General features: G+C 45.6%; 23 protein-coding genes. 6 read left to right on the top strand and 17 right to left on the bottom strand.

The genetic code is table 11. The features are described from left to right. The first annotated feature begins 33 nt into the window (after nucleotides 1-33). On the top strand, nucleotides 34-1,035 hold the full coding sequence (locus MKY23_RS16920) for a serine hydrolase (RefSeq protein ID WP_339830990.1): 1,002 nt from the start codon (nucleotides 34-36) through the stop codon (nucleotides 1,033-1,035). A gap of 158 nt (nucleotides 1,036-1,193) precedes the next feature. Here the strand turns inward: MKY23_RS16920 and MKY23_RS16925 are convergent, their stop codons facing one another. From MKY23_RS16925 to MKY23_RS16945, 5 genes are all read right to left on the bottom strand, one after another. Beyond that, nucleotides 1,194-2,216, bottom strand: a complete 1,023-nt coding sequence (locus tag MKY23_RS16925; protein ID WP_339830992.1) for a serine hydrolase — start codon at nucleotides 2,214-2,216, stop codon at nucleotides 1,194-1,196. 10 nt (nucleotides 2,217-2,226) lie between these two features. Continuing rightward, on the bottom strand, nucleotides 2,227-2,943 hold the full coding sequence (locus MKY23_RS16930) for a DUF1361 domain-containing protein (RefSeq protein ID WP_339830994.1): 717 nt from the start codon (nucleotides 2,941-2,943) through the stop codon (nucleotides 2,227-2,229). A gap of 232 nt (nucleotides 2,944-3,175) precedes the next feature. Beyond that, on the bottom strand, nucleotides 3,176-4,120 hold the full coding sequence (locus MKY23_RS16935; RefSeq protein ID WP_339830996.1) for a sigma-70 family RNA polymerase sigma factor: 945 nt from the start codon (nucleotides 4,118-4,120) through the stop codon (nucleotides 3,176-3,178). Nucleotides 4,121-4,175: 55 nt separating this feature from the next. Continuing rightward, nucleotides 4,176-4,622: a carboxymuconolactone decarboxylase family protein gene (locus MKY23_RS16940; RefSeq protein ID WP_090916963.1), complete on the bottom strand. Its 447-nt coding sequence runs from the start codon at nucleotides 4,620-4,622 to the stop codon at nucleotides 4,176-4,178. 261 nt (nucleotides 4,623-4,883) lie between these two features. After that, nucleotides 4,884-5,750 (bottom strand): cupin domain-containing protein, encoded by an 867-nt coding sequence (locus MKY23_RS16945; protein ID WP_339830999.1) that lies wholly within the window; start codon nucleotides 5,748-5,750, stop codon nucleotides 4,884-4,886. A 167-nt stretch (nucleotides 5,751-5,917) separates the two neighbouring features. Between MKY23_RS16945 and MKY23_RS16950 the strand changes: the two genes are divergently transcribed. Then, nucleotides 5,918-6,232 (top strand): hypothetical protein, encoded by a 315-nt coding sequence (locus MKY23_RS16950; protein ID WP_339831001.1) that lies wholly within the window; start codon nucleotides 5,918-5,920, stop codon nucleotides 6,230-6,232. A gap of 112 nt (nucleotides 6,233-6,344) precedes the next feature. On the opposite strand, the gene MKY23_RS16955 is transcribed toward MKY23_RS16950, so the two are convergent. From MKY23_RS16955 to MKY23_RS16985, 7 genes are all read right to left on the bottom strand, one after another. Further along, nucleotides 6,345-6,956 (bottom strand): SMI1/KNR4 family protein, encoded by a 612-nt coding sequence (locus MKY23_RS16955; protein ID WP_339831003.1) that lies wholly within the window; start codon nucleotides 6,954-6,956, stop codon nucleotides 6,345-6,347. After that, on the bottom strand, nucleotides 6,953-7,408 hold the full coding sequence (locus MKY23_RS16960) for a hypothetical protein (RefSeq protein WP_339831005.1): 456 nt from the start codon (nucleotides 7,406-7,408) through the stop codon (nucleotides 6,953-6,955). Before MKY23_RS16960 ends, MKY23_RS16955 begins: the two co-directional genes overlap by 4 nt. A 46-nt stretch (nucleotides 7,409-7,454) precedes the next feature. After that, a complete protein-coding gene (locus MKY23_RS16965; RefSeq protein WP_339831007.1) occupies nucleotides 7,455-8,756 on the bottom strand; it encodes a hypothetical protein in 1,302 nt (433 codons plus the stop codon). 26 nt (nucleotides 8,757-8,782) lie between these two features. Further along, nucleotides 8,783-9,532: an SMI1/KNR4 family protein gene (locus MKY23_RS16970; RefSeq protein ID WP_339831009.1), complete on the bottom strand. Its 750-nt coding sequence runs from the start codon at nucleotides 9,530-9,532 to the stop codon at nucleotides 8,783-8,785. Between the two features lie 62 nt (nucleotides 9,533-9,594). After that, entirely contained in the window at nucleotides 9,595-10,155 is a 561-nt protein-coding gene (locus MKY23_RS16975) for a hypothetical protein (protein WP_339831011.1), read from the bottom strand. After that, a complete protein-coding gene (locus MKY23_RS16980; protein WP_339831013.1) occupies nucleotides 10,152-10,802 on the bottom strand; it encodes a hypothetical protein in 651 nt (216 codons plus the stop codon). Before MKY23_RS16980 ends, MKY23_RS16975 begins: the two co-directional genes overlap by 4 nt. Nucleotides 10,803-10,832: 30 nt before the next feature. Continuing rightward, nucleotides 10,833-11,441, bottom strand: a complete 609-nt coding sequence (locus MKY23_RS16985) for a hypothetical protein (protein WP_339831015.1) — start codon at nucleotides 11,439-11,441, stop codon at nucleotides 10,833-10,835. 282 nt (nucleotides 11,442-11,723) lie between these two features. On the opposite strand from MKY23_RS16985, the gene MKY23_RS16990 reads away from it, so the two are divergent. The 3 genes from MKY23_RS16990 (at nucleotide 11,724) to MKY23_RS17000 (ending at nucleotide 13,971) form a co-directional block, all read left to right on the top strand. After that, the gene (locus MKY23_RS16990) at nucleotides 11,724-12,716 is read left to right on the top strand and encodes a multicopper oxidase domain-containing protein (RefSeq protein ID WP_251505439.1); all 993 of its coding nucleotides are present in this window, start codon (nucleotides 11,724-11,726) and stop codon (nucleotides 12,714-12,716) included. 22 nt (nucleotides 12,717-12,738) lie between these two features. Then, nucleotides 12,739-13,422: a Crp/Fnr family transcriptional regulator gene (locus MKY23_RS16995; RefSeq protein ID WP_339831020.1), complete on the top strand. Its 684-nt coding sequence runs from the start codon at nucleotides 12,739-12,741 to the stop codon at nucleotides 13,420-13,422. 123 nt (nucleotides 13,423-13,545) lie between these two features. Beyond that, nucleotides 13,546-13,971, top strand: a complete 426-nt coding sequence (locus MKY23_RS17000; protein WP_154890551.1) for a YlbF family regulator — start codon at nucleotides 13,546-13,548, stop codon at nucleotides 13,969-13,971. A 153-nt stretch (nucleotides 13,972-14,124) separates the two neighbouring features. Here the strand turns inward: MKY23_RS17000 and MKY23_RS17005 are convergent, their stop codons facing one another. From MKY23_RS17005 to MKY23_RS17015, 3 genes are all read right to left on the bottom strand, one after another. Further along, nucleotides 14,125-14,850 (bottom strand): ZIP family metal transporter, encoded by a 726-nt coding sequence (locus MKY23_RS17005; RefSeq protein WP_154957524.1) that lies wholly within the window; start codon nucleotides 14,848-14,850, stop codon nucleotides 14,125-14,127. A 192-nt stretch (nucleotides 14,851-15,042) separates the two neighbouring features. Continuing rightward, nucleotides 15,043-16,038 (bottom strand): glycoside hydrolase family 43 protein, encoded by a 996-nt coding sequence (locus tag MKY23_RS17010; RefSeq protein WP_154890552.1) that lies wholly within the window; start codon nucleotides 16,036-16,038, stop codon nucleotides 15,043-15,045. 713 nt (nucleotides 16,039-16,751) lie between these two features. Continuing rightward, nucleotides 16,752-17,501 (bottom strand): YwiC-like family protein, encoded by a 750-nt coding sequence (locus MKY23_RS17015; protein WP_308723366.1) that lies wholly within the window; start codon nucleotides 17,499-17,501, stop codon nucleotides 16,752-16,754. A gap of 56 nt (nucleotides 17,502-17,557) precedes the next feature. Between MKY23_RS17015 and MKY23_RS17020 the strand changes: the two genes are divergently transcribed. Beyond that, nucleotides 17,558-18,259, top strand: a complete 702-nt coding sequence (locus MKY23_RS17020; RefSeq protein ID WP_090916998.1) for a Crp/Fnr family transcriptional regulator — start codon at nucleotides 17,558-17,560, stop codon at nucleotides 18,257-18,259. Nucleotides 18,260-18,438: 179 nt separating this feature from the next. On the opposite strand, the gene MKY23_RS17025 is transcribed toward MKY23_RS17020, so the two are convergent. Together MKY23_RS17025 and narI are read right to left on the bottom strand one after the other, a co-directional pair. Next, on the bottom strand, nucleotides 18,439-19,950 hold the full coding sequence (locus MKY23_RS17025; RefSeq protein WP_308723367.1) for an MFS transporter: 1,512 nt from the start codon (nucleotides 19,948-19,950) through the stop codon (nucleotides 18,439-18,441). Continuing rightward, a complete protein-coding gene (gene narI / locus MKY23_RS17030) occupies nucleotides 19,951-20,664 on the bottom strand; it encodes a respiratory nitrate reductase subunit gamma (RefSeq protein ID WP_090917322.1) in 714 nt (237 codons plus the stop codon). Nucleotides 20,665-20,668 lie beyond the last annotated feature (4 nt).

The following is a 20,668-nucleotide window of genomic DNA, read 5'->3' on the forward strand; positions in this document are numbered from 1 at the left end:
GACACTATGAATTCCCTAAACCTTCATCATACATTGCAACAGATCATTCCACCGCTGGATCTCAGAAGCTGTCTGGTCAGTGTACGCGGGGAGATCGTTTACAAGCACTACCGGAATGCACAGGCTGAGACAGATATCGCCAAAATCAATTCATGTACCAAGAGCATCATCTCTGCGCTCATCTGTATCGCCATGGATCAAGGGCTACTGCCCGAGGCAGGCACGCCCATATCTACCTTTTTCCCACAGCTTACTTCTGATCCTGACCCACGTAAACCAGCAATTACCCTAGAGCAACTGCTTACAATGACAGCCGGATTTAACTGGGATGAGTTCGGCGGACAAAATTCGTTTCCACGTATGACACGTACGGATCATTGGGTCAACTTTGCTTTAGAACAACGTTTGCGACATGAACCCGGCACACATATGGAATACAATTCGGGAGTTTCCCAGATTCTATCTTCAATATTAATGCAACATGTAGGCATGAGTGTAGCAGCGTATGCCGAGCGTTATCTATTTGGCCCACTTGGCATTCAAGATTATGAATGGGAGCAAGATCCCCAAGGTGTACACACGGGTGGATTTGGCCTGAGACTGCTACCAACCGACTTGCTCAGATTCGGACAACTCTACCTTCAGGAAGGGAAATGGGAAGGAAAACAGCTTATTTCCAGCCAACTCGTCAAACGTTCAACCCAGCCCTTCATCACAGTCCCACCGCCAAACCATGGCAGTTACGGCTGGCACTGGTGGGTGGATCAATATGCAGGTCAACTTCTTGACGATAACTCGGTCCCCCAACACCGACCTACGGATTCAGAGCGTCTCAAATCACTAGATTATTACTACGCCAGAGGATTTGGAGGTCAGTATGTATATGTTGTTCCCGAGTTGGAACTTGTGACCGTGCTGACTAATGACAAACGCAAGAAGGAAAAGCCACCCATCGACGTATTCCCCAGATTCATTATGCCTGAATTGTGGAAGCTAGCACAGTTGCCCAATTCAATTTACAATGATTCCAAGTGAAATATTTCAAACATATACCCTTGCCTGGATTGCGTGATCGTTAAGTGGAAGGGCAAGGGTACTCAGACATTAGGAATTAACCTGCTACGGCGTTCTCCCTTCTGTCCGTTTCAGAACAATTGTCTACGATACGATATTTTCCAACCTCACCACTCCCTTTACACCATTGCTTCCTCTACAGCCAACGTTATAGGATAAGGCCCTGACTCCTGATTCGAAATAACCACAAGTTGAACCCCATGCTTGGGATACACGCCAGACATAAACGAAACACCTGGGTCAAAACCCATGACATGAGCCTTAAATATTTCTTTTTCACGTAACTCCAGCCATATCCCCAAACCATAAAATTCCTCGTCCTCATCGTGCGCGTAGGGTGTCAACAAATATCGTGTCATCTCCTCACCAAGCAACGTATGCCCCAGCAGAGCATCCCAGAAACGAATCATATCTGGTGCGGTTACATAGGCTCCGCCATCTGCTCCACCTTGAATGGGGATCGAAAAAATATTACTAGTCCATGTCCCGTCGTCAGCATCGATATATCCAATAGCTGTGTTACGCGGAAGCTGATCTGTCAGGAAATAACCTGAATCTTGCATACCCGCACGTTTGAAAATATGTTCCTCCACATATGTTGTAAAGGCCAAGCCAGTGTATTGCTCCACAATGAGTCCGAGTACGATAAATGCCGCATTGTTATAATGAAATTTCTCACCAGGAGCAGACTTCATTGGCAGATGTTGAAACATAGGCAGAAAATCACTGAGCTGTCGCATCACATACACGGGTCTGTCTCTCCACAACGCTGAAAAATCATCCATCACGTCCTCATCAAAATAATCCGGTACGCCAGAAGTATGGGTCAGCAATTGGTGCACTGTGATCTCTGAATCCCACGCCGGAAACGTTAGTTTTAGGACATCCTTTAATTTGGAGTCTAACGTAAAATGTCCTTGCTCAATCAACTGACCTATACTTACAGCTGTAAAAACCTTACAGCCCGAAGCAATACCAAAACGTGTATTCACATCATTCAGAAGTTCATCACTACGGTTCGCATACCCTCGCACCATCTGAAAAAGGGTCTCCCCCTCCTGTTTGCACAGCACAACACCCGAAAAATCTTTTTGTTCCATAACCTCTTTGACTTTTTCCCTGACCTTTACTGCATCCAGCATATCGAAGCACCTACACTTTCTTATCATTGGTTTGTAAACTTCGTTGATCTGGTCCAGACCCTCTCGCATTCAGCAAATAATATAACGTGAGATAGACAGTAAGAAGAAACGTTCCAAAGAACATACAAAACGCCAAGGAGGGCCGGCTAACACTTTCGTGCATCAGCCTGATTAACAACTCGCGATTAGTCAATGCATCCCAGCTGTTTAACCGATAAACCCGTCCAAGCAAAACACCATAACTGCCAAGAGCTGTTCCACCCAGTACAAATATCCATGACGCCGCACGTCCTAACCGATTATAGATGACTTCCTGAATCTGATACATTGATAGGAAGCCGATCAGCAGTCCTGTCCACACAAACATCAGCACAACCATCAGATCATACCAATAGTGAAACTCGGCAAGGCTTCCAGAGAAATACCTTGAACTCCTTGACGTCAGGTGAAGCAAATCCGTAACGATATACGAAGAGTTGGGGAAAAACAACAGCCACATCATCGCACTCGGTATCGCGATCCATATGGCTCCTTTCCATTTCAGACGGCCCAAACCATAGGTTAGGGATGAGAATACAAATGGAATCCAGCCCAAGAACAAATTCCAGATCAGGAAACGGAAATACCGCTGATTCAGCCAGTCGGCCGCTATGTAATACAACCCCAGCGTGACAACCGTAATTGCACTAAGAAAAACAAACATGTGCACATAATTTAGTTTTCTCAATACGTACAACCTCACTTGTGTTGAATTCAAAATCTACTTCATTCATGGCATATATTTACTATTTTTGAAATCTATTAGATCATACCATGTATAAACCTAGAATCAAATTTATGATAGATAAACGAAAGTAGATTAGACGGTATATAAAACAAAAAAGCGACAGTCCTTTTTAAAAAGAATCATGTCGCTTAATTGAGTAGTCACAGTTAAACATGTCATTACTATTATTAGTTCATAATTGCACAGTTGCCAGTTTGTTTGGATTGACAATGAGATACACGCCATGGATTCGCTTCCCTGAAGCATCCATTTCCAAACATAACACTTCAGTGACCTGCCCATCTTTCATTAAAGCGAGCTGAGGCTCGCCATTAATGAATGCAGGCTTCCACATTCTTTCTCTTAACGAACGTAGCACTCTAGGAGAGGTAAGGATGGCGAGCACACCTTTATGCACATGCATTGTTCGCATAATCGTGCGTGCTACGCCGCCGCCATCCGCTGTGAACACAGGTTGATCTGTCAGCAGCTCCAGCATAGCTGAAACGTCATGTGCTAGAAATGCCGTGGTGAAACGGCTAAGCACTTCTTTTTTAGTTTTCCAATTGGCGCTCGCTTGCTCTATGACTGGAAGTTGTTCAGGTAAATTTCGTCTGGCACGACTGTAAATCTGTCGACAGTTGCTTTCTGTTTTCCCCAGCCATCCCGCAATCTCCGAATAGTCATGCTCAAACGCTTCGCGTAGCACAAATACAGCCCGTTCCACGGGTGACAGACGTTCAAGCATAACCAGATAGGCGTACGAAATCATTTCTTTTTGCTGTATCGCTTCCTCTGGCGTATTAACTAATTCATGAACACCAAGCGGCTCGGGAAGCCATTCCCCGACATAATGCTCCCTCTGGTTGCGAGCAGAGTTCAACAGATTCAAACAGCGGTTCACGATGAGTTTTCCAATGTAAGACTTAGGTTGGTGAATAAGCTGATTCCTCAACCTTTGAAGTTCTGCGAAGCAGTCCTGAACGATATCTTCCGCCTCAGTCACACTGCCCAGCATTCGATATGCGATCGAGAAGGCATAATTCTTATACTGTTTATACAATGCACCAACATCCAGAGAAGACGGTTCCGGCGTATACTTATGTTGATTAGAATCAGAATTAAGATTGGACTGCATAGGATCGCCTCCTCTGGCTTGGTTCGTTTATCGTTTATTTTTCTCGTTTATCCTGTTAGTTAAAACATCCTGGGTACATGCCTGTCGTAATGGCAATACGGTTCCAACTGTTGATTGAATTAATCGCCATAATCAAATTAACGATTTCAGTTTCGCTGAAGTGTTCACGAATTTTATTATACAGCTCAAGTGGAACCCCATGCTCCGATATTCGCGTCACAACCTCGGCCATCTCAAGCATAACACGTTGTTTCTCCGTAAATATAGGCACTTCATGCCACACACTGAGCAAAAGAATATGATCCCCATAATCGCCCAGCTTCATCAAGTCTTTAGCATGCATATCTATACAAAAGGCACAGCCATTGATCTGAGAGACACGGATTTTCAACAACTCATATAACACCTTATCTTCAAATTGCCCGGATACATATTGCTCCAACGCCATCATAGCTTTGAAAGCACCAGGGTTCGCCGCTCTGTAATTCATACGTAAATTCATATTCATTCTCCTCCATCATCTGGTCTCATTTGGTCTACTTACTGAAGACAAATAACGTATGAAGTTTGTGACATCTCGCGAGAAAAATGATTAAAAAAACAAAAAAGGCGCTCTTAGTTGAACGCCCTTATCGTTATGATGCTTCATAATAAAGATTATCGTAATCATGCCAGATCTGCTTATCATAAAGCTCACGGTAATGAGAACAAAATACGAAATAGATTCGTACAAGCAAGAGTAAATAGAGAAATATGATTCAATTTAGGCCTTATCATCCGAGTTTAATTGCACCGGGATTTCGCTATAGTATGGGCATCCCGGTTCGTGGATAATACGCGGATCTACCCATGTACCCCAATGTGAAAGACGATTTACATAAGGAGGCATATTGGGTTGCATATTAGGCTGTACATTCGGCTCGATGTTGGGTTGAATATTAGGCTGTAAGTTCGGTTGCATATTCGGTTGGGCAATATGTTCGATCTTTGGTTCAATATTCGGTTTGATACTAGGTGGGATATTAACTGGTTGGATGTTTGGTTGAAGATTCGGTCCCACTTTAGGCATGTGGTTGGATACAGGCGCGATCTGCGTTTTACAACCTTTTGGCGGGCCGATAATTACCGTTTTTTGAATGGGGGCCAATGCTTCCTGCACTTTATGTTCATCCAGACAATAGGTGTGAGCCAGTACTTTCGCGGGAGTCAGTCGCAAAATATCAGAGCCGAAGATCGCTTCAGGCACAGGGGCATCAAAGATCGCGAGCAGATGTGTGTGATCTGCCGTCGCCACTTCATAGTGCCACCATCCTTGCGGTACGTTAGCGGTCTGCCCTGGTGTAATGGGGAAGTGAAGCAGTTCATTCGTGAACGGGTTAATGAGAGAAACGACCGCCGCACCGCTGATGCAATAAACAAGCTCGGTCGCGTTTTGATGAATGTGAGGTTCAACGACATTGCCTGCACTCAGAAAAATATCCAATAAAGAGCTGTCGCCCAACGTATTGAGTTGTTTAACCGAAAGTGCATTAATGTAATTATACTCATCTTTCTTGAAAAGCGGATTGTTGCTCAGATCATACGTAAACTGCGTAGTCGGTAAAGTGAAATCCATGTACGAGGTTGCCAAAATAAAACGCCTGCCCTTCGCTCTCGGTTTAGGTGGTACCCTATACCTCAGCGTATGCCCAGCGCCCAGATCGGTGAGCCCATTTCTACTGGGCTAAGTTGCTGTGTCAGCGAGTGAAGAATCCGCATAGGCTGATATCATCAATCCAGACATTGGAGGTTTGTGATATGTCATATGTTCCAGGTGCATCATCAACCCAGCAATCTGTAGGCTATCCTTATCCTTATTATCCGCCACCTCCACCCCCTTACCCTTATCCATACCCCTATCCTTATCCACCGGTAGTGCCTTTTCCTCTTCCTTTTCCCATAGGTGGACTTGGACCATGGTGGCATGGTGGTTATCCAGGACATTATCCGGGATATCCGGGAGGCCCTCACGGCGGCGGTCCAGGAGGACACGGGGGCCATGGCGGACCGGGCGGACCCGGTGGGCCTGGAGGCCCCGGCGGATTTCATGGTCACCGTTTTTTTCAGTGGTAGACGGGAGCCTTTACGTTTTAGTCAAAAAGGCAGGAGCTATTCATGTAGCTCCTGCCTTTTGGCTATTTCATCTTTTTATATCCATAGTGGTGTACAACGAATATCAAGGGCCCTAGTATTCAATCTCATCCATTAGGCTCAAATTGCGGTTAGACATACGGAGAAGCTCCGTAAACGATGATGTAACGTAATAAACAAAGTCTGGATCATGCACATACATAATAATCTGTCCGTATGTCCCCGCCTCTGCTGGATCAAAATCAAACATCAAGTAGAGCGAACCTCCAGCCATTGTGGCAAAAGGAATCCATGATTTATGGAACAAATACGGTTTGATCTCAGGATCTAACTGGCGAATCTCTTCATCCCCGTAATGCTCCTCCAGCTTCTCGTCCACATCACAGAAATATTGTTTGGTCTCGACTATCTCATCAAGTGACATTAGATAGAACGGTTGACAAGGCCTCTGCTCTACATCCCCCGGGTACAACATATGCAGACCATAACCACTGCCATCCGTATGGCGGTAAAAAGCACGGAAATCAGAGGGCAGGCGAACCTCATACAGTTTCTCGAACTGATCAAGTTCTGCCTCGGATACCCCTGACAATTGAAGATACGTGTCATACAATGACCGAATCTCTTCATCTTGTATTTTCAGGTCTAACAGATGGTTCAATTCTATCCGCAGATCATTGATAACAGTATCCACTCCAGACTTCATATCCCGTCACCTTCACCTTTCTGCACACTTCGGTCCAACACATATTGTTCATATCCCCAGAACGCCTCTTGTTCATCGCCGCCTTCAATCAGGATCATAACTGCATACGAGAACAGATTAAGCCATTCCTCCATCACTGCAACCTGCTCATCTGAGATGAGTTGGTTACTGCGAAGCATACCCTCCGGTTCTACAGCCCAAGTCCTCGCCAGATGAGTAATGCTCCATAGGCAAGCGATTACTTCCCGATCCAGTGCTGCACGCGAAAGATCTGGAGCGAGCGTGCGTAATATGCGCATTAATTCATGGAAGTTCTCTTCAATTAATTGACCGCGAAACGGACGTAAGCTACCGAGAAAGCCATGTTCCATTTTCGGATGATTCACATCATCGTGAGCAAAGGCGTGATATTTTAACAACACTATAGCCTCTTGACGTTCCACCCTCATCATCCTTTAGCAAAATCAAATTCATTCATTCAAGGCCTGCCAGTCTATGCTACCAGCGCAGCGGCTCCTGTTCACGCCATAATACGTAACGCTCCCGTTCACGCAACGTACCTGTGCCAATTCCGTATTCGTCCATCCGTTCCGAACCCAGATCAAGGATGTGCAACATACCGCCATATGTTCCCACAGCAAGCTGAGACTGCTCAGGTGACACAGCCAGAGAACAGATCGTTGAGCCCACAAAATGACGCCATAGTTCTTGTCCTTCGCGGTTGATGCAATACAAATAACCGTATGCATCACCAATCACCATGCCTACCTCCATCTCAATCATGGTATACACACGAGCATTCTCTTCCATAATAGGCCACTCTTCATCCTGTTTACGATCAGCAATGCTGTCTAGCGGAACTTGAATCGTTACTCCATTGTAGAAATGGCAGGCGTTAAACCAGACAACTTGATTGTTCTGACTGAATGCTGCACAGTGCGGATAACTCGACTCCGGCTTCACCTGATACGTCTTGTTATTTTCCCGATTCAGCACCGTATGGCTACTCATCTGGCTTCCCCAGGCAATCCAGCGCTCATCCGAAGATACTGCGGCATGTCCCATAGAAAGTTGAGTGTCCTCGTATTCGTACTCCTTAATCTCTGACACATCGGGATGAAGAATACTCACCTGTTCCTGCTCTACCAGATAGATGCCGTAACGGGATTGAAGCAGCAGCGCCTGTCCTTGATCCATGGGGATCAGCTTTTCAATCGTGTTCTCGGGATGTATCGTATCTGCCAGGGATTCAATTTCAGGCAATTGAGCTTTGATTCGATCTTTGATCTTGTCCCACGGGTAGTATGCGACTTGCTCTCCTTCCAGCTTGCGGTCTGGTTCACGAATGACGCGAATACCTTCATGACTCGCCAGAGCTACGTAAGCGCCGCCCGCTGAACAGCCTGCCATGGTGTAATCCGGACTACACCACCATCCCTGCTGATCCATCGTATATACCTGCCCGTTATTCGACAATACTCCTGTATTACAGAGCATCGTATCCTCATTCAAGTAACCTACAACTTGCACGGCCTGCATAGAATCCTGAAAATGATTGCTCAGCGGCCACGTCGCCGCAGGTAATTCTTCTCGAAGACGCTCCACCTCACCTTGAAGATTAGCCTGTTTCACCATTTTCATCACTTTGGAACTGAGCGAATGCCGGGCATCATCTGCCAGTTCAGATTCATCCGGATGCTCTCCCTGAAGCATTTTATGTACAAATGCATTTACATCCCTGGCATACCGCTTGCCTTCCTTACGCCACTGTTCTGCAATTTCTGTATCCAGCCAATCCATAAAATCCCCTCGCTCTCTGCTGTTCTCTATTCCAATGCAGTGCAATGATGTGCCTGCAAAAACTGTTGTATCGCCTGCACCTGCTGCTGCGCTTCTTGCGCCTCCGTTGCATGATTATTTTTTTCATAAAATAAAACTATTTCGCGCTCACTCGCCATATTAAAACGAACATACCCGCCAATCATGGCGCTGAACAGCTTGCATGTATATTCATTATCAATGACCAGATCCCATGAAAAGTGCGACTCGCACAGATCTGCCAGTTCTTTCATCAATATCCCGTTCTCTTTTCCCGTAAAATGATAAAAAATATGTTGCCTCTCCTCGTTCCACGGTTCGAAATACGCAGGTCTGAACGGCTCATCCCTGTGGTAATATCCGCAGTAGATATGGTCAAGAATATCAGCGAAAGACGCCTCTTTCGACGGCCATACCGTAATCTGTTCATCATGCCGCGGGAGCCAAATTAGACCTTCCACATCTGCATGAATAACCAGGAAATCGCCGTCTACTGAACTTCCAATGCTAATGCACTCTTGCAATTGGGACTGGCTGATGACCGTTGCTTCCGTATGCTCCCAAAGATCATATTCTGCAAATGGTTTTAAAACTTCAGGATCCGGCCGCTGAATGTTCATCCAGCCTGAATAAGTTCCTTCTCCGTATTGTTGCAGCCAGCGTTGATAAGCCAAAGGCAGACGAACGGCGTGTTCTTGCTCCACTTGTTGCAACTCCTGATGAGAAACAGGCTTTAACATGTGAGACACGATATACATTCAGCATCAGCTCCTAACATTAGAATCATCAAATTCATAAGATGATGGATAGACAAAACACATTAGGCCAACTCTTCCTGTACGATTTCAGTCTCTACGCCTTTGCGATTACGAATGCGGATGGCAAAAGCATCATAACCATTACGCTTTACTTCATTGAAATGCACTCGTTCACCTGTAATCAGCTCATACGTCCCATCTGACTCCACATCCTCGCCAAACTCTTCATCCCATGGCACGTTGTAATATGCCGTCAGAAATACTTCAAATGTATCCTCACCCTCAACGTCAAGATAAGGACGAAGCGGCCTGTTGTTCAATTCTTCCTCGGGATACGTCTCACACACCATCGCATCGTAACCATGCTTCGCTGCATCAATGAGCAGATAGCGTTCCCCAGTAACCGCGTGTTCTGCATAAACCAACAATGGTGTCATATCATGCCACATAATCAGATCATCTTCATCCAGGTCACCATAATAAAAAATATGAAACTGATCATGTCCATCGCCGGTTTGCAGTTTTCCTTGCCATTCCACTTCATGTGTTTTTTCTGCCGCCACGCTCTTTGTCAGCCCTTGCAGATATACAGGTCCATGCTCTACACCATACATATTCATCATTTTGCCTCCACTTTGTTCATTCGAATTGTGACAACCTTATGCTCATCATCCACGGTCAATTTTACATCAATGCCCAGCTTTTCACGAAACAACGCCGTTATATTCAGGTAGGGATCACGTGCGGCTTCCGTGCCGCGATTGCTAGTCCTGCTCATGCCTTGATGAATGATAGACTTCACCAGCTTATCGTCCCCTTTACCCGTTTGTTCATAGGTATAGATTATCTTTCCCTCACGGTCCAGCAGCGTGATTACCGTAACAAAGTCATTCGCATTGGTATATTTGTTTTCGCTTCGCACATACACATGATCGCTCTGCGAGTAATCGATTTGACCTGCTAAATACGGGTTGTTTCCACCCGGTTGAACTTCGTACTCCTTATAAGCCAATTGAAACAAATACTGTAGACCGCTCGTGTCAATACGGTAATACAGCTGGCGGTCGTCTCCTCGTTTGTCCATTGCTGTATATCCGTTGATGAGCGGCCATGTCTGATAAGATTTACCTTCGACATCCACAGCAACGGCGTAGCCTGATAACACCTTTTCTTTTTGAAATACACCATACGTCTCCATAATAAAATAAGCAGGTATGCACATCATGGCAAACACAAACAGAAAAACACTAAATTTAATTCGCTTATTCATCTTTTTTCCCCTGTTCCTGATGATAATCATTTATCTGACGTTATGCTGCATCTTCCTTAACACGCGGGTTACAGCTTCCCTGTTCTTGGCCTCCTTGATGTAGACAGGGATACTGTGTGATGCAGTCTTCTGAGATCTGCCTCCATATTTCACACGTAAATCAGCCGATACATACTGCAGAAGATAATTGAGATGTTTCCGATTGACCGCCCAGATCTGTTTGCCTCGAATGTGGTCCAGAAAATAGAGTTCCAGACCAAAAAGCGGGTCCCTGCCCTTTTGAATTTCGTTGTAATAACCTCGACTGACCTGCCTTTTGTGCAGTGTAGCTCGATTGTTCGCCCCGCAGTGTGGACATGTAATATGGACTAGCGGATGAGGTGTCATCTTCTCATCTGTTACCAGCACCGTAAACCACCGCTCACATACTGTACAATATCCCTTAGCTGCATACTCGTAGTCAGCTTCTTTGACTGCATGAGCGTAGCACTGACTACATCTCCACTGCACTTTTCCATTAGAGCGTTCTATGTAAGCGTACCCGCCGCATTCTGGACATTTGACTTCAACTCGCTCTCCCCGGTAAAGCACAGAATAAAAGCTGTATTTGTATGCCCCTTCGTCTTCGAAACGTTTCACATTTACCCTCTCCTTTCATTGAACCTTACGCTGAAATAGTCGTTTATCCCACATTGTTCCAAATGAGCCGTTAATAAAATTATATGAAACTCTTTACCCAAGCACAACAAATGCTGGCACATTGTCTAAAAATAACGCCCTTGGTCCTACACAAATGTGTGCTTCATCACACCGATGATCCCATCGATATCGTAATCTGGACTTAGGAGATTCCTGAAATATTACTTGCACAAGTTCGTTTTTGTGAAAATCATCACTTGCTAATTGAAAGGTTGTGAATCTATGCTCTCGTTTCCCAACATTTATAAATACACGCTGATCCTGACCATCTTCACTGCTGCACTCTCTCATTGCAGTTCGACAAGTCCAATTCAGCAGAGCCAAAATGAAGAAGCCTTTTCAAGCACTGCACCCAGCCAGCCGCCCGTTGATCCGGTTATTCGTAGAGATGGCCAAACCGTATATATCGAAATGACCTCTCAAGTGACCGATATTGAAATTTCAAAAGGAGTCATCTATAACGCCTGGACGTTTAATGGAACGTCACCTGGCCCAGTCCTGCGTGTGAAGGAGGGCGACACGATCGTTTTTACGTTGAAAAATAAAGATACGCGCATGAATCACTCGATGGACATGCATGCCGTTCATGCTTCTCCGAGCAGTAAATTCATTGATGTCATGCCGGGGGAAGAAGGTACTTTCACTTATCCGGCCTCCAATCCTGGCGTATTTATGTATCACTGCGGTAGCAAACCAACTCTAGCTCACATTGCCAACGGCATGTACGGCATGATCATTGTTGAGCCCAAAGCAGGATATCCTTCGGATCACCTCGTTGATCGTTCGTATACCCTTGTGCAGAGCGAATGGTACAAAGAGCACGATTACAATTCATTTGTTAACGGGGAACCCGAGTATGTTGTTTTTAATGGCAATACCTTTACTTTGAAAGAACATCCCTTACTGGCCAAAGTAGGAGATACCGTGCGCATTTATGTCAGTAACGCTGGTCCAAATGAAGTCTCTTCCTTCCATGTCGTAGGGACGATTATGGATCGTGTATACAAGGACGGCAATCCAAGAAACATCGAGTATGGTATTCAGACCGTTATGTTACCTGCCAGCGGAGGCGCAGTCGTTGAATTTACTGTCACCGAGGAAGGCGACTATCCCATCGTAACCCACCAATTCAAACATGTAGACAAAGGTGCTTCTGCCGTACTCCGTGTCACGAAAGATGGTAAAAATCACGGTGGTAAGACCATGGCTCATTAATATACAAAGAGGTGACTAAGAAATGATTTGTACCCATGGAAAAAACGATGCCTGTTTCACCAAAGTTTCGCTTTTTCAGCATCTGGAACCTGCGGACGCTACATTGCTGACCTCGCTTCTCCATACCCAAAAATATCATAAAGGAGAATATATCGTGCAAGAAGGCGAACGTTCAGACACCCTCTTTGTGATACATCAGGGCAGTGTAAAGCTCTCCAAGTATAATGAGAATGGTAAAGAACATATTATTCGCTTTCTGTTCTCCGGTGATTTTTTCGGACAGAATTCATTACTGCATCAGACACCGCATCAATCGAATGCGGAGGTTCTTGAGACCTCGTCGATATGTTCTATCCGCAAAGAGGATTTCGACCAATTACTTGAGCAAGACCCCAAACTTGCTTACCATTTCCTGCTTGCCATCACCCGTCTGCTCAATGAGACCGACGAGTGGAACAGCTCCCTCAGCGCTATGACGACGGAGCAGAAAATTGCAAAGCTTCTTCTCGATTTCCATAACCGGAATCATGCCAACCCTGAGATCCGACTGCCTGTTTTCAAAAAGGATATAGCCTTGCTCTTAGGAATTACTCCAGAGACGTTAAGCCGGAAATTAAACATGATGCAACATCAAATGCTGCTTCAAGTAAACGGCAATGAAATTCGGATTCTGCAGCTACAAGAGTTGAAAGATATGATCTCCTGATCGATTCATCGTCTGCTTGCATATGTAAACTATTTAACCCAGGTTGTGAGTATCGTCACAGTGAACGTCCGATTTACAGTATAAAGTGAATAACAAGAAAAGAATTTTCAGGAGGTTAACCTTATGACGACTACCGTTGTTAAATTGGACAAACAACTTATTATGCATAAAATGCAGGAGCTATGCTCCCTATTGTTACAGGATGAAGGCTACAAAGAGATGCGTGAGATGATCGACCAATTTGCCGCAGATGAACAAGCGACAGAGCAGTATGAACGCTTCATGGAGAAACATCAGGCCCTTGAAGAGAAAGAACGTCAAAATATTGAGTTGCTCGAATCCGAGATTAAAATCTACGAAGAGGAAGAACGAGCGCTTTACGATCATCCGCTGATTCGCAGATTTATCTATGCACAGCGTGAGTTCAGCCAATTGCATCAGCAGATCAGCAACTATTTTACTAAATCCGTTGAATTGAATCGGCTACCAGAAGCCAAAGAACTAGGTAAAGAAGCCTGTGGTTGCGGTGGAAGCTGCTCGGGTCATTAATTTCAATATAAAGTTGAAACTCCATCATCAATCTATAAGAAAAGAGTATCCCATTCAGAATTGAACTGATTAGGATACTCTTTTGCTTTGATAGATTCAGACTTCGGTTTGATACGATAAGAGTTTTATATGATGTTTCAGAGTACACCCAAACTAAATATCCAGCAGCAAGGACACCAGCAGTCCCATCGATGCGATCAACCCGACCACAGGCCCTCCTTCTTCAAAAGCCTCAGGCATCATCGTTGAACAAAGCATAGCTATGATACCCCCTCCGGCAAAAGCGCCAATCGCTGCTCCGATCTCTTTCGGAAGCTGTTCCAGAAACAGATACCCGCCCATTGCGGCAAGGGCAGAGATCAGCAATACACCAAGCCACATCAGTAGAATTTTGCCTTTGCTATATTTGCTATTTTTCAGTCCTGCCGTACTAGACAACCCTTCAGGAATATTGCTGACAAAGATCGATACCACCAGCACCACACTGACACCTTTACCTGCTAGCAAACTGGCACCCAGCATGATCGATTCGGGAATGGCATCCATCACTGTGCCTGCAAATATGCCGAGTCCACTTTGCTGGCTTGAATCTTTTTTGCTGGAACGTTTCCGATCGGACCCGCCTTTGGCCGAGATGAGCCAATCAAACAGGGTATACACCACAGCTCCTGCGGTAAAACCGACAGCAGTTGGCAACATGCCTCCATCATTCAATGCATCTCCAAGAAGCTCAAACGTTGCTGCACCAATCAGAGTGCCTGTTCCAAAAGCCATAATCCAACCGATAACCCTTTTCGGAATCTTCATGAATAATGCGGCAAGAGCACCAATTACAACCGCTGAGGCGGAGATGCCGCCCCACATCAATGCAGTCCACATTCGGGTAGGCCCTCCCTTTTTCCAGATCGTTTTATCTCCCATTAACCCGGCGTGACAGATTAAAAACAATCACCTGTTTCAATAGATTCTATTTTCAGACTGCGCTGTATGCTAAAGAAAGCAGCCCCGTCAGGAGCTGCCTCATGTCATGCCGTATCTTGTAATCTGATCTGTTTCCGCTAACCCGCCAGCTTACTCGGCATCCGGATAAGGATTGATCTTCTGGATCGTTCCGTCTTCGTTGTATTTCAACTCGGAATATTTAACGCAGCGTTTATGGTTGACGCCTTCCGACAGGGAGCTGTCGTGATAGAACAGATACCACTTGTCTTCGACTTGCACAATGGAATGGTGGGTTGTCCAGCCGATAACTGGAGAGAGAATCTCACCCTTGAATGTGAACGGCCCCATCGGGTTCTTGCCGATCGCATATACGAGCTTATGCGTGCTTCCTGTAGAGTAGGACAGGTAGTAATAGCCGTTATATTTATGCATCCATGGGCCTTCAAAATATCTCCGTTCCTCATCCCCAGCCAGAATTGGATTCCCATCTTCATCGACAATGGATATCTCGACAGGTTTATCCTGGAAGGACAGCATGTCGTCGCTGAGCAGGGCAACTTGTGGTCCAAGCGCCGGCTGGTCAGGAGCCGGTCCTTCTGCATCTGGTACGAAGCTTCCGGTCTGCCATTTTTCCAGCTGGCCTCCCCAGAGTCCACCGAAATAGATGTATGACTGATTGTCATCATCCACCAGTACGGCCGGATCGATACTGAAGCTGCCTTCCATGTAATTCGGCTGCGGCGTGAACGGCCCTGCCGGAGACTCTGATGTTGCCACACCCAGACGGAAGATGTCGTCATGATCACGTGCCGGGAAGAACAGGTAATAGGTATTGTTCTTATAAGCAGCATCCGGAGCCCAGAGCTGCTTGGAAGCCCACGGAATATCTCTCAGATGCAACGCTTCGCCGTGATCGACTACCGGGGAATCGAAGTTGTCCATCGAGAGCACATGATAGTCTTCCATTTTATACTGGTCACCGTTATCGTTGCTCGGCTCGTCATGATCGAGGTCATGGGAAGGATAGATATAGATTTTGCCCTCGTAGACATGGGCGGACGGGTCCGCAGTGAAGATGTGGGTTACAAGCGGCTGGTGGGGCTTAGGTAAATGTTGTTGGTTCATAAGGCATCTCCTTTGGTATTGGAATAATAGAATCCTTCATAAATAAGTAGGACTAGCGTTCTTTATACCGTTGCCCGAGGCGTGAAGTTCAGAACTAAGACCGTCTCCATCATGAGATGGTACTGCTGAGGCACGCGAACATGGGAGGCCCCTCATCGTCCAGCGTGTAGGACTTCCTGCTCGGTCCGGAAATAGCGCTCAAATATCCGGCGATTTCGGGATTACGGTAATTCATTGAATGCAGCGTACCTCCCTCTAAAATCAAAGCAAGCGCTTACAATATCTAGTGTAATTGTACTAGATCCGTTTGTTCTTTCCTATACTCATACTTAAGATCTTCCCCCGAAAAAATGTATAATTCCCCCTATCCGATTATACTGGAATTAAACACCTATTGCTCGCGTTTTACTTACTTGGTGAACATTTTTTGGTCGATGTTGGCTGCAAAAACGGATATATGCTTTATTGCTAATTCCGGCGTCAACCTTTGGCAATATGTCGTGGTAGGCATAAAACGTTAGAGGACGGATCGTTTACAGCGATCAGTCCTCTAATGTTTTTTTGAATAGCGACTTCAATGGGAATATGTTCTTGTCCCTGGGCATGTCTTCATGGTTAGTAAACGTTCAGCATCATTCCATGTCAATCCGATGACGATGTGACCTATGTCACCTGATGTGGACTTAAATCACGTTATGATAACATGATGTGATTTATAGCAGGATAAACCAGAGCAGAAACTGCACCGCTCCAATGATCTCAATGATGCCCACCTTCATAGGACGTAGAGTTTGACCTGCATATCGGAACGCTCTCGCAGCAGAATAGACGAAGGCCAGCCCCATCCATGGATACCCAACGATAGCCGGAATGAATAGCAGTGTAACATGCACAAGTCGTGACAACCTGATCCAGCGAGGATTGTTGCGTTCCCGAAAGACAGATTTCACAAAGAACGTACTTCCTGTAAAATGTAAAAAGGAAAATAATACAACGATCAACATGCCATAATCCCATTCACCACTGCCAATTAAATAAGCTGCTGCTCCGCCAAGGGAGAACACTAACATCGCACAAAGGTCATTGGTCAGTGACCTTTCTGCCTTATGTCTCACATGCCAGATGTTAACCAGGAGTAGGCCTACGAGCATAGGGCCAAACCATAACAGCGAGGATTGCCCAACGACGGCCGGTATGAGACAGACCAAAGCTACCGTGCCGTATATGGCCGCCCATGTGTACAAGCGATGCCGATTCGCGTTTCGTTTGAGCGATTGCAGCAAAGGATATGCGGTCAGATATAGGCCAAGCCAGGCTATGAACAGAGGTACATGAAGCCACTGGGGACTACTTGCCGCCACACCGACGAGGAAAGGCACACTAACCATCGCCCACCCACCGTGCTCATGAGGGATAACGATTGGTTTTAGGTTCGTACTTGCATTGATTTTCAATTCAATCATAACCTCCTATCCGATTTACCATTACAAAATTAGAGCTTTAGAGAGGATGAACTCGTATGACTCGGGTAAATAAAGAAAACGCAGCTGAATTTCTGCAGCAATTCCCAATATTTCAGGATCTCAGCCCTGAAGAGTTGAAACAAGTCGAAGAAATCGCCATATCCCGCAGCATCAGCAAAAAAACAGTGATCTTTAGTGAAGGCAGTGAAAAAGAAGCGGTCTTCTTCATCCGTACCGGCATTGTCAAAGCGTACAAAACAGACGAAAACGGACATGAACAGATTGTCTCCTTTCTCAAAACAGGAGATATGTTCCCACATACCGGATTTTTCAATGCGCATCCATACCCCGCTACCGCTGTTGCGATTACTCCGACAAGTCTGCTAGCGATTCCTGTCCGTCATTTTGAACGGCTCATGCTCAGCACACCTTCCATTGCCATCAAAATTATGCGTGTACTTGGCGATAAAATACGCGAATTACAAGATAAGTTACAAGTGCTTTCCGGTCAGGATGTGCGTAATCGTGTACTCTCCTTTCTTCTCATGCTGGCAGAGCAACATGGTCAGCAACAAGCAGATAAAATTGTCATCAATCTGCCCATGACCCACCAGGAATTCGCTAATTCCATAGGAACGACAAGGGAGACAGCCAATCGACTGCTGAACCAGCTTGCGAAAGATGAATTGCTTGAGGTTGATCGTAGTCGCATCATCATTCATAACCTGCAGGCTTTAAAGGAACAACGAGACGCCTGAGCATAACGATAAGCCGCTGCATGCATTTTGCTTATTCTTTTTTCTTTCTTCTTACTTCTATCCGAGTGTGGAGACTGCCACTTGTGCAAAAAGAGACCTTAACTACTGTAAATCAAGTTAAGGTCTCTTGCTGTATGTTGGATCACTTTTTCAAAACCTGTTCCGTTTATGTGATTTGCTCAGGCAATCGTAAGATCGGGTTTACTCATGTCACTGAACATACCGGCGTAATATTTGACTTCCCCAGCTTCATTACGAATCGCTGTAATACTAAGCCATTCCTGATAGACCTCACCGTTTTTCTTCCGGTTCCAGATCTCTCCCTGCCAGTATCCTTTATCACGCAGTTCCTGCCACAACTGATCATAGAACTTTTTATCCTGCTTGCCTGATTTCAGCATGCTTGGCTTCTGTCCTACCGCTTCTTCAGCTGTATAACCTGTAACTGCCGTGAAGGCTGGATTCACAGAACGAATAACACTGTTCGTATCTGTCACCAGAATCGCTTCAATTGTATTCTCCAAAATGCTGGCAGACAGTTGAAGTTTCTCCTGATAGAACATCCAGATGACAAGCACGAGACTTACCAGTGCAATCTGGGATAACGCCATGAATCCAATCGCATAATGCCCTGTCATACTGTACAACAGTGTCAGCATCAATGGAGGGAAGAAACCACCCAAACCACCCATAGCTGAGATCATACCATTCGCGATTCCTGCTTGTTTGACGAAATACATTGGCACCAATTTGAAAATCGTACCGTTACCTGTCCCCGCGCAAAGCGCAACTGTCAGACAGCCTACTGTATAGATATAGAAGGATGGCGCGAAGGATAACACAATCGCCGCTACCGTCAATCCGCCAAATACAAACATTAATATTTTGAACGGATTAAATTTATCACCCAGCCATCCGCCAACCGGACGCATAATTGTTGCGACCAGGATGAATCCTGCGGTGCGAAGTCCGGCATCAACCTTATCCATCTGGAAATTGGTTACCAGGAAATTCGGCAAGTAGACGGTGAACGCCACAAATGAACCAAACGTTAGGAAATAAAAAAGACACAAGAGCCACAGCTTGTTATTGCGTGATACATCTTTTAGCTGCTGCATCAGAGGAAGGGTGACACGTGTTTCTTTTTTGTCTCCCAAAGCAAAGTTGAGTGCCGCCATACCAATTAAAAGAATACTGTAAAATAATACGGTTTTGGACCAACCCACCTGAGCAGCAACCAAAGGAGCTCCAAACGCCGAAAGCGCCGTACCCAGGTTACCAATACCATAGATCCCGTTAACAAAACCGTGACGCTCTTTGGGATAATACTTCGGTAATGAGGTTACTCCAACTGAGAACACAGCTCCACCGATCCCGAGGAAAAATCCCCCAATGACCAGATCACTGAAAGATGTTGCGCGGCTTACCCACCATACTGGAGCGAGTAACAATACAAAGCTGATCATGAAAATGTTACGTGCCCCGTATCGGTTCGTCCAATACCCAATCGGAATACGGGCAATCGAACCGATCAATACCGGAATAGCCGTTGCCCAAGCCAGCTGTGATGACGTAAGTACGATGTCTTCTTTAATGAAAGGCATGAGTGATGACAGAATCACCCATACCATGAAACCGAGAATCAGACTTGCGGTTTGCAAGGGCAGTTGAACTTTACCTTTTTGTTGCATTTACATCGCCCTTTCCTTATGTTGTTCTTGATTCTGATTCGGATACACGGCTCCGTCTCTTCTGCGATACAGCACGTAGCTACGTCTGAGATATCCGAGAGGCATACTCAGCATGTGAACGAGACGTGTGAATGGGAACACACAGTACAGCACAAATGTAAGCAAGATATGAACTTTGAAGTTCATGGGCACAGTTTGCATTAGAGCCGGATCAGGTTGGAAGACCAGAAGTCCACGCAACCATGGATTAATCGTTGTACGATAATCAAACCCACTGTGGTTTACCGCATTAGCGGATGTTGCCAGAATGCCAGTTACAATAACAATAATCAACATGGCGAGGGCCAGCCAATCCCCAACGCTGCTTGTTGCGCGCACTCTACGAGCCGTATAGCGGCGTACCAACAGAATAACCAAACCGGCAAATGCAATAATTCCTGCCGGTAATCCGCCGAACACAGCGCCCATATGATAGGCTTCGTCACTCAGACCAATCCAGTGGTAAAATTCGATCGGTACTAGCAAACCGGCAATATGTCCGCAGATGACGGCGAAAATGCCGATGTGGAAGAGTAAACTTCCCCATCGCAGCATACGTTTCTCCAGCATCTCACTTGATTTGGATGTCCAACTAAACGGATTGGTTACATATCTCCAGATGGTCGCTGTGATACAAAACACGATGACCATATACGGGAGAGCACCCCATAACATGAAT

The organism is Paenibacillus sp. FSL R7-0272 (assembly GCF_037969905.1).
Classification (GTDB): domain Bacteria; phylum Bacillota; class Bacilli; order Paenibacillales; family Paenibacillaceae; genus Paenibacillus; species Paenibacillus polysaccharolyticus.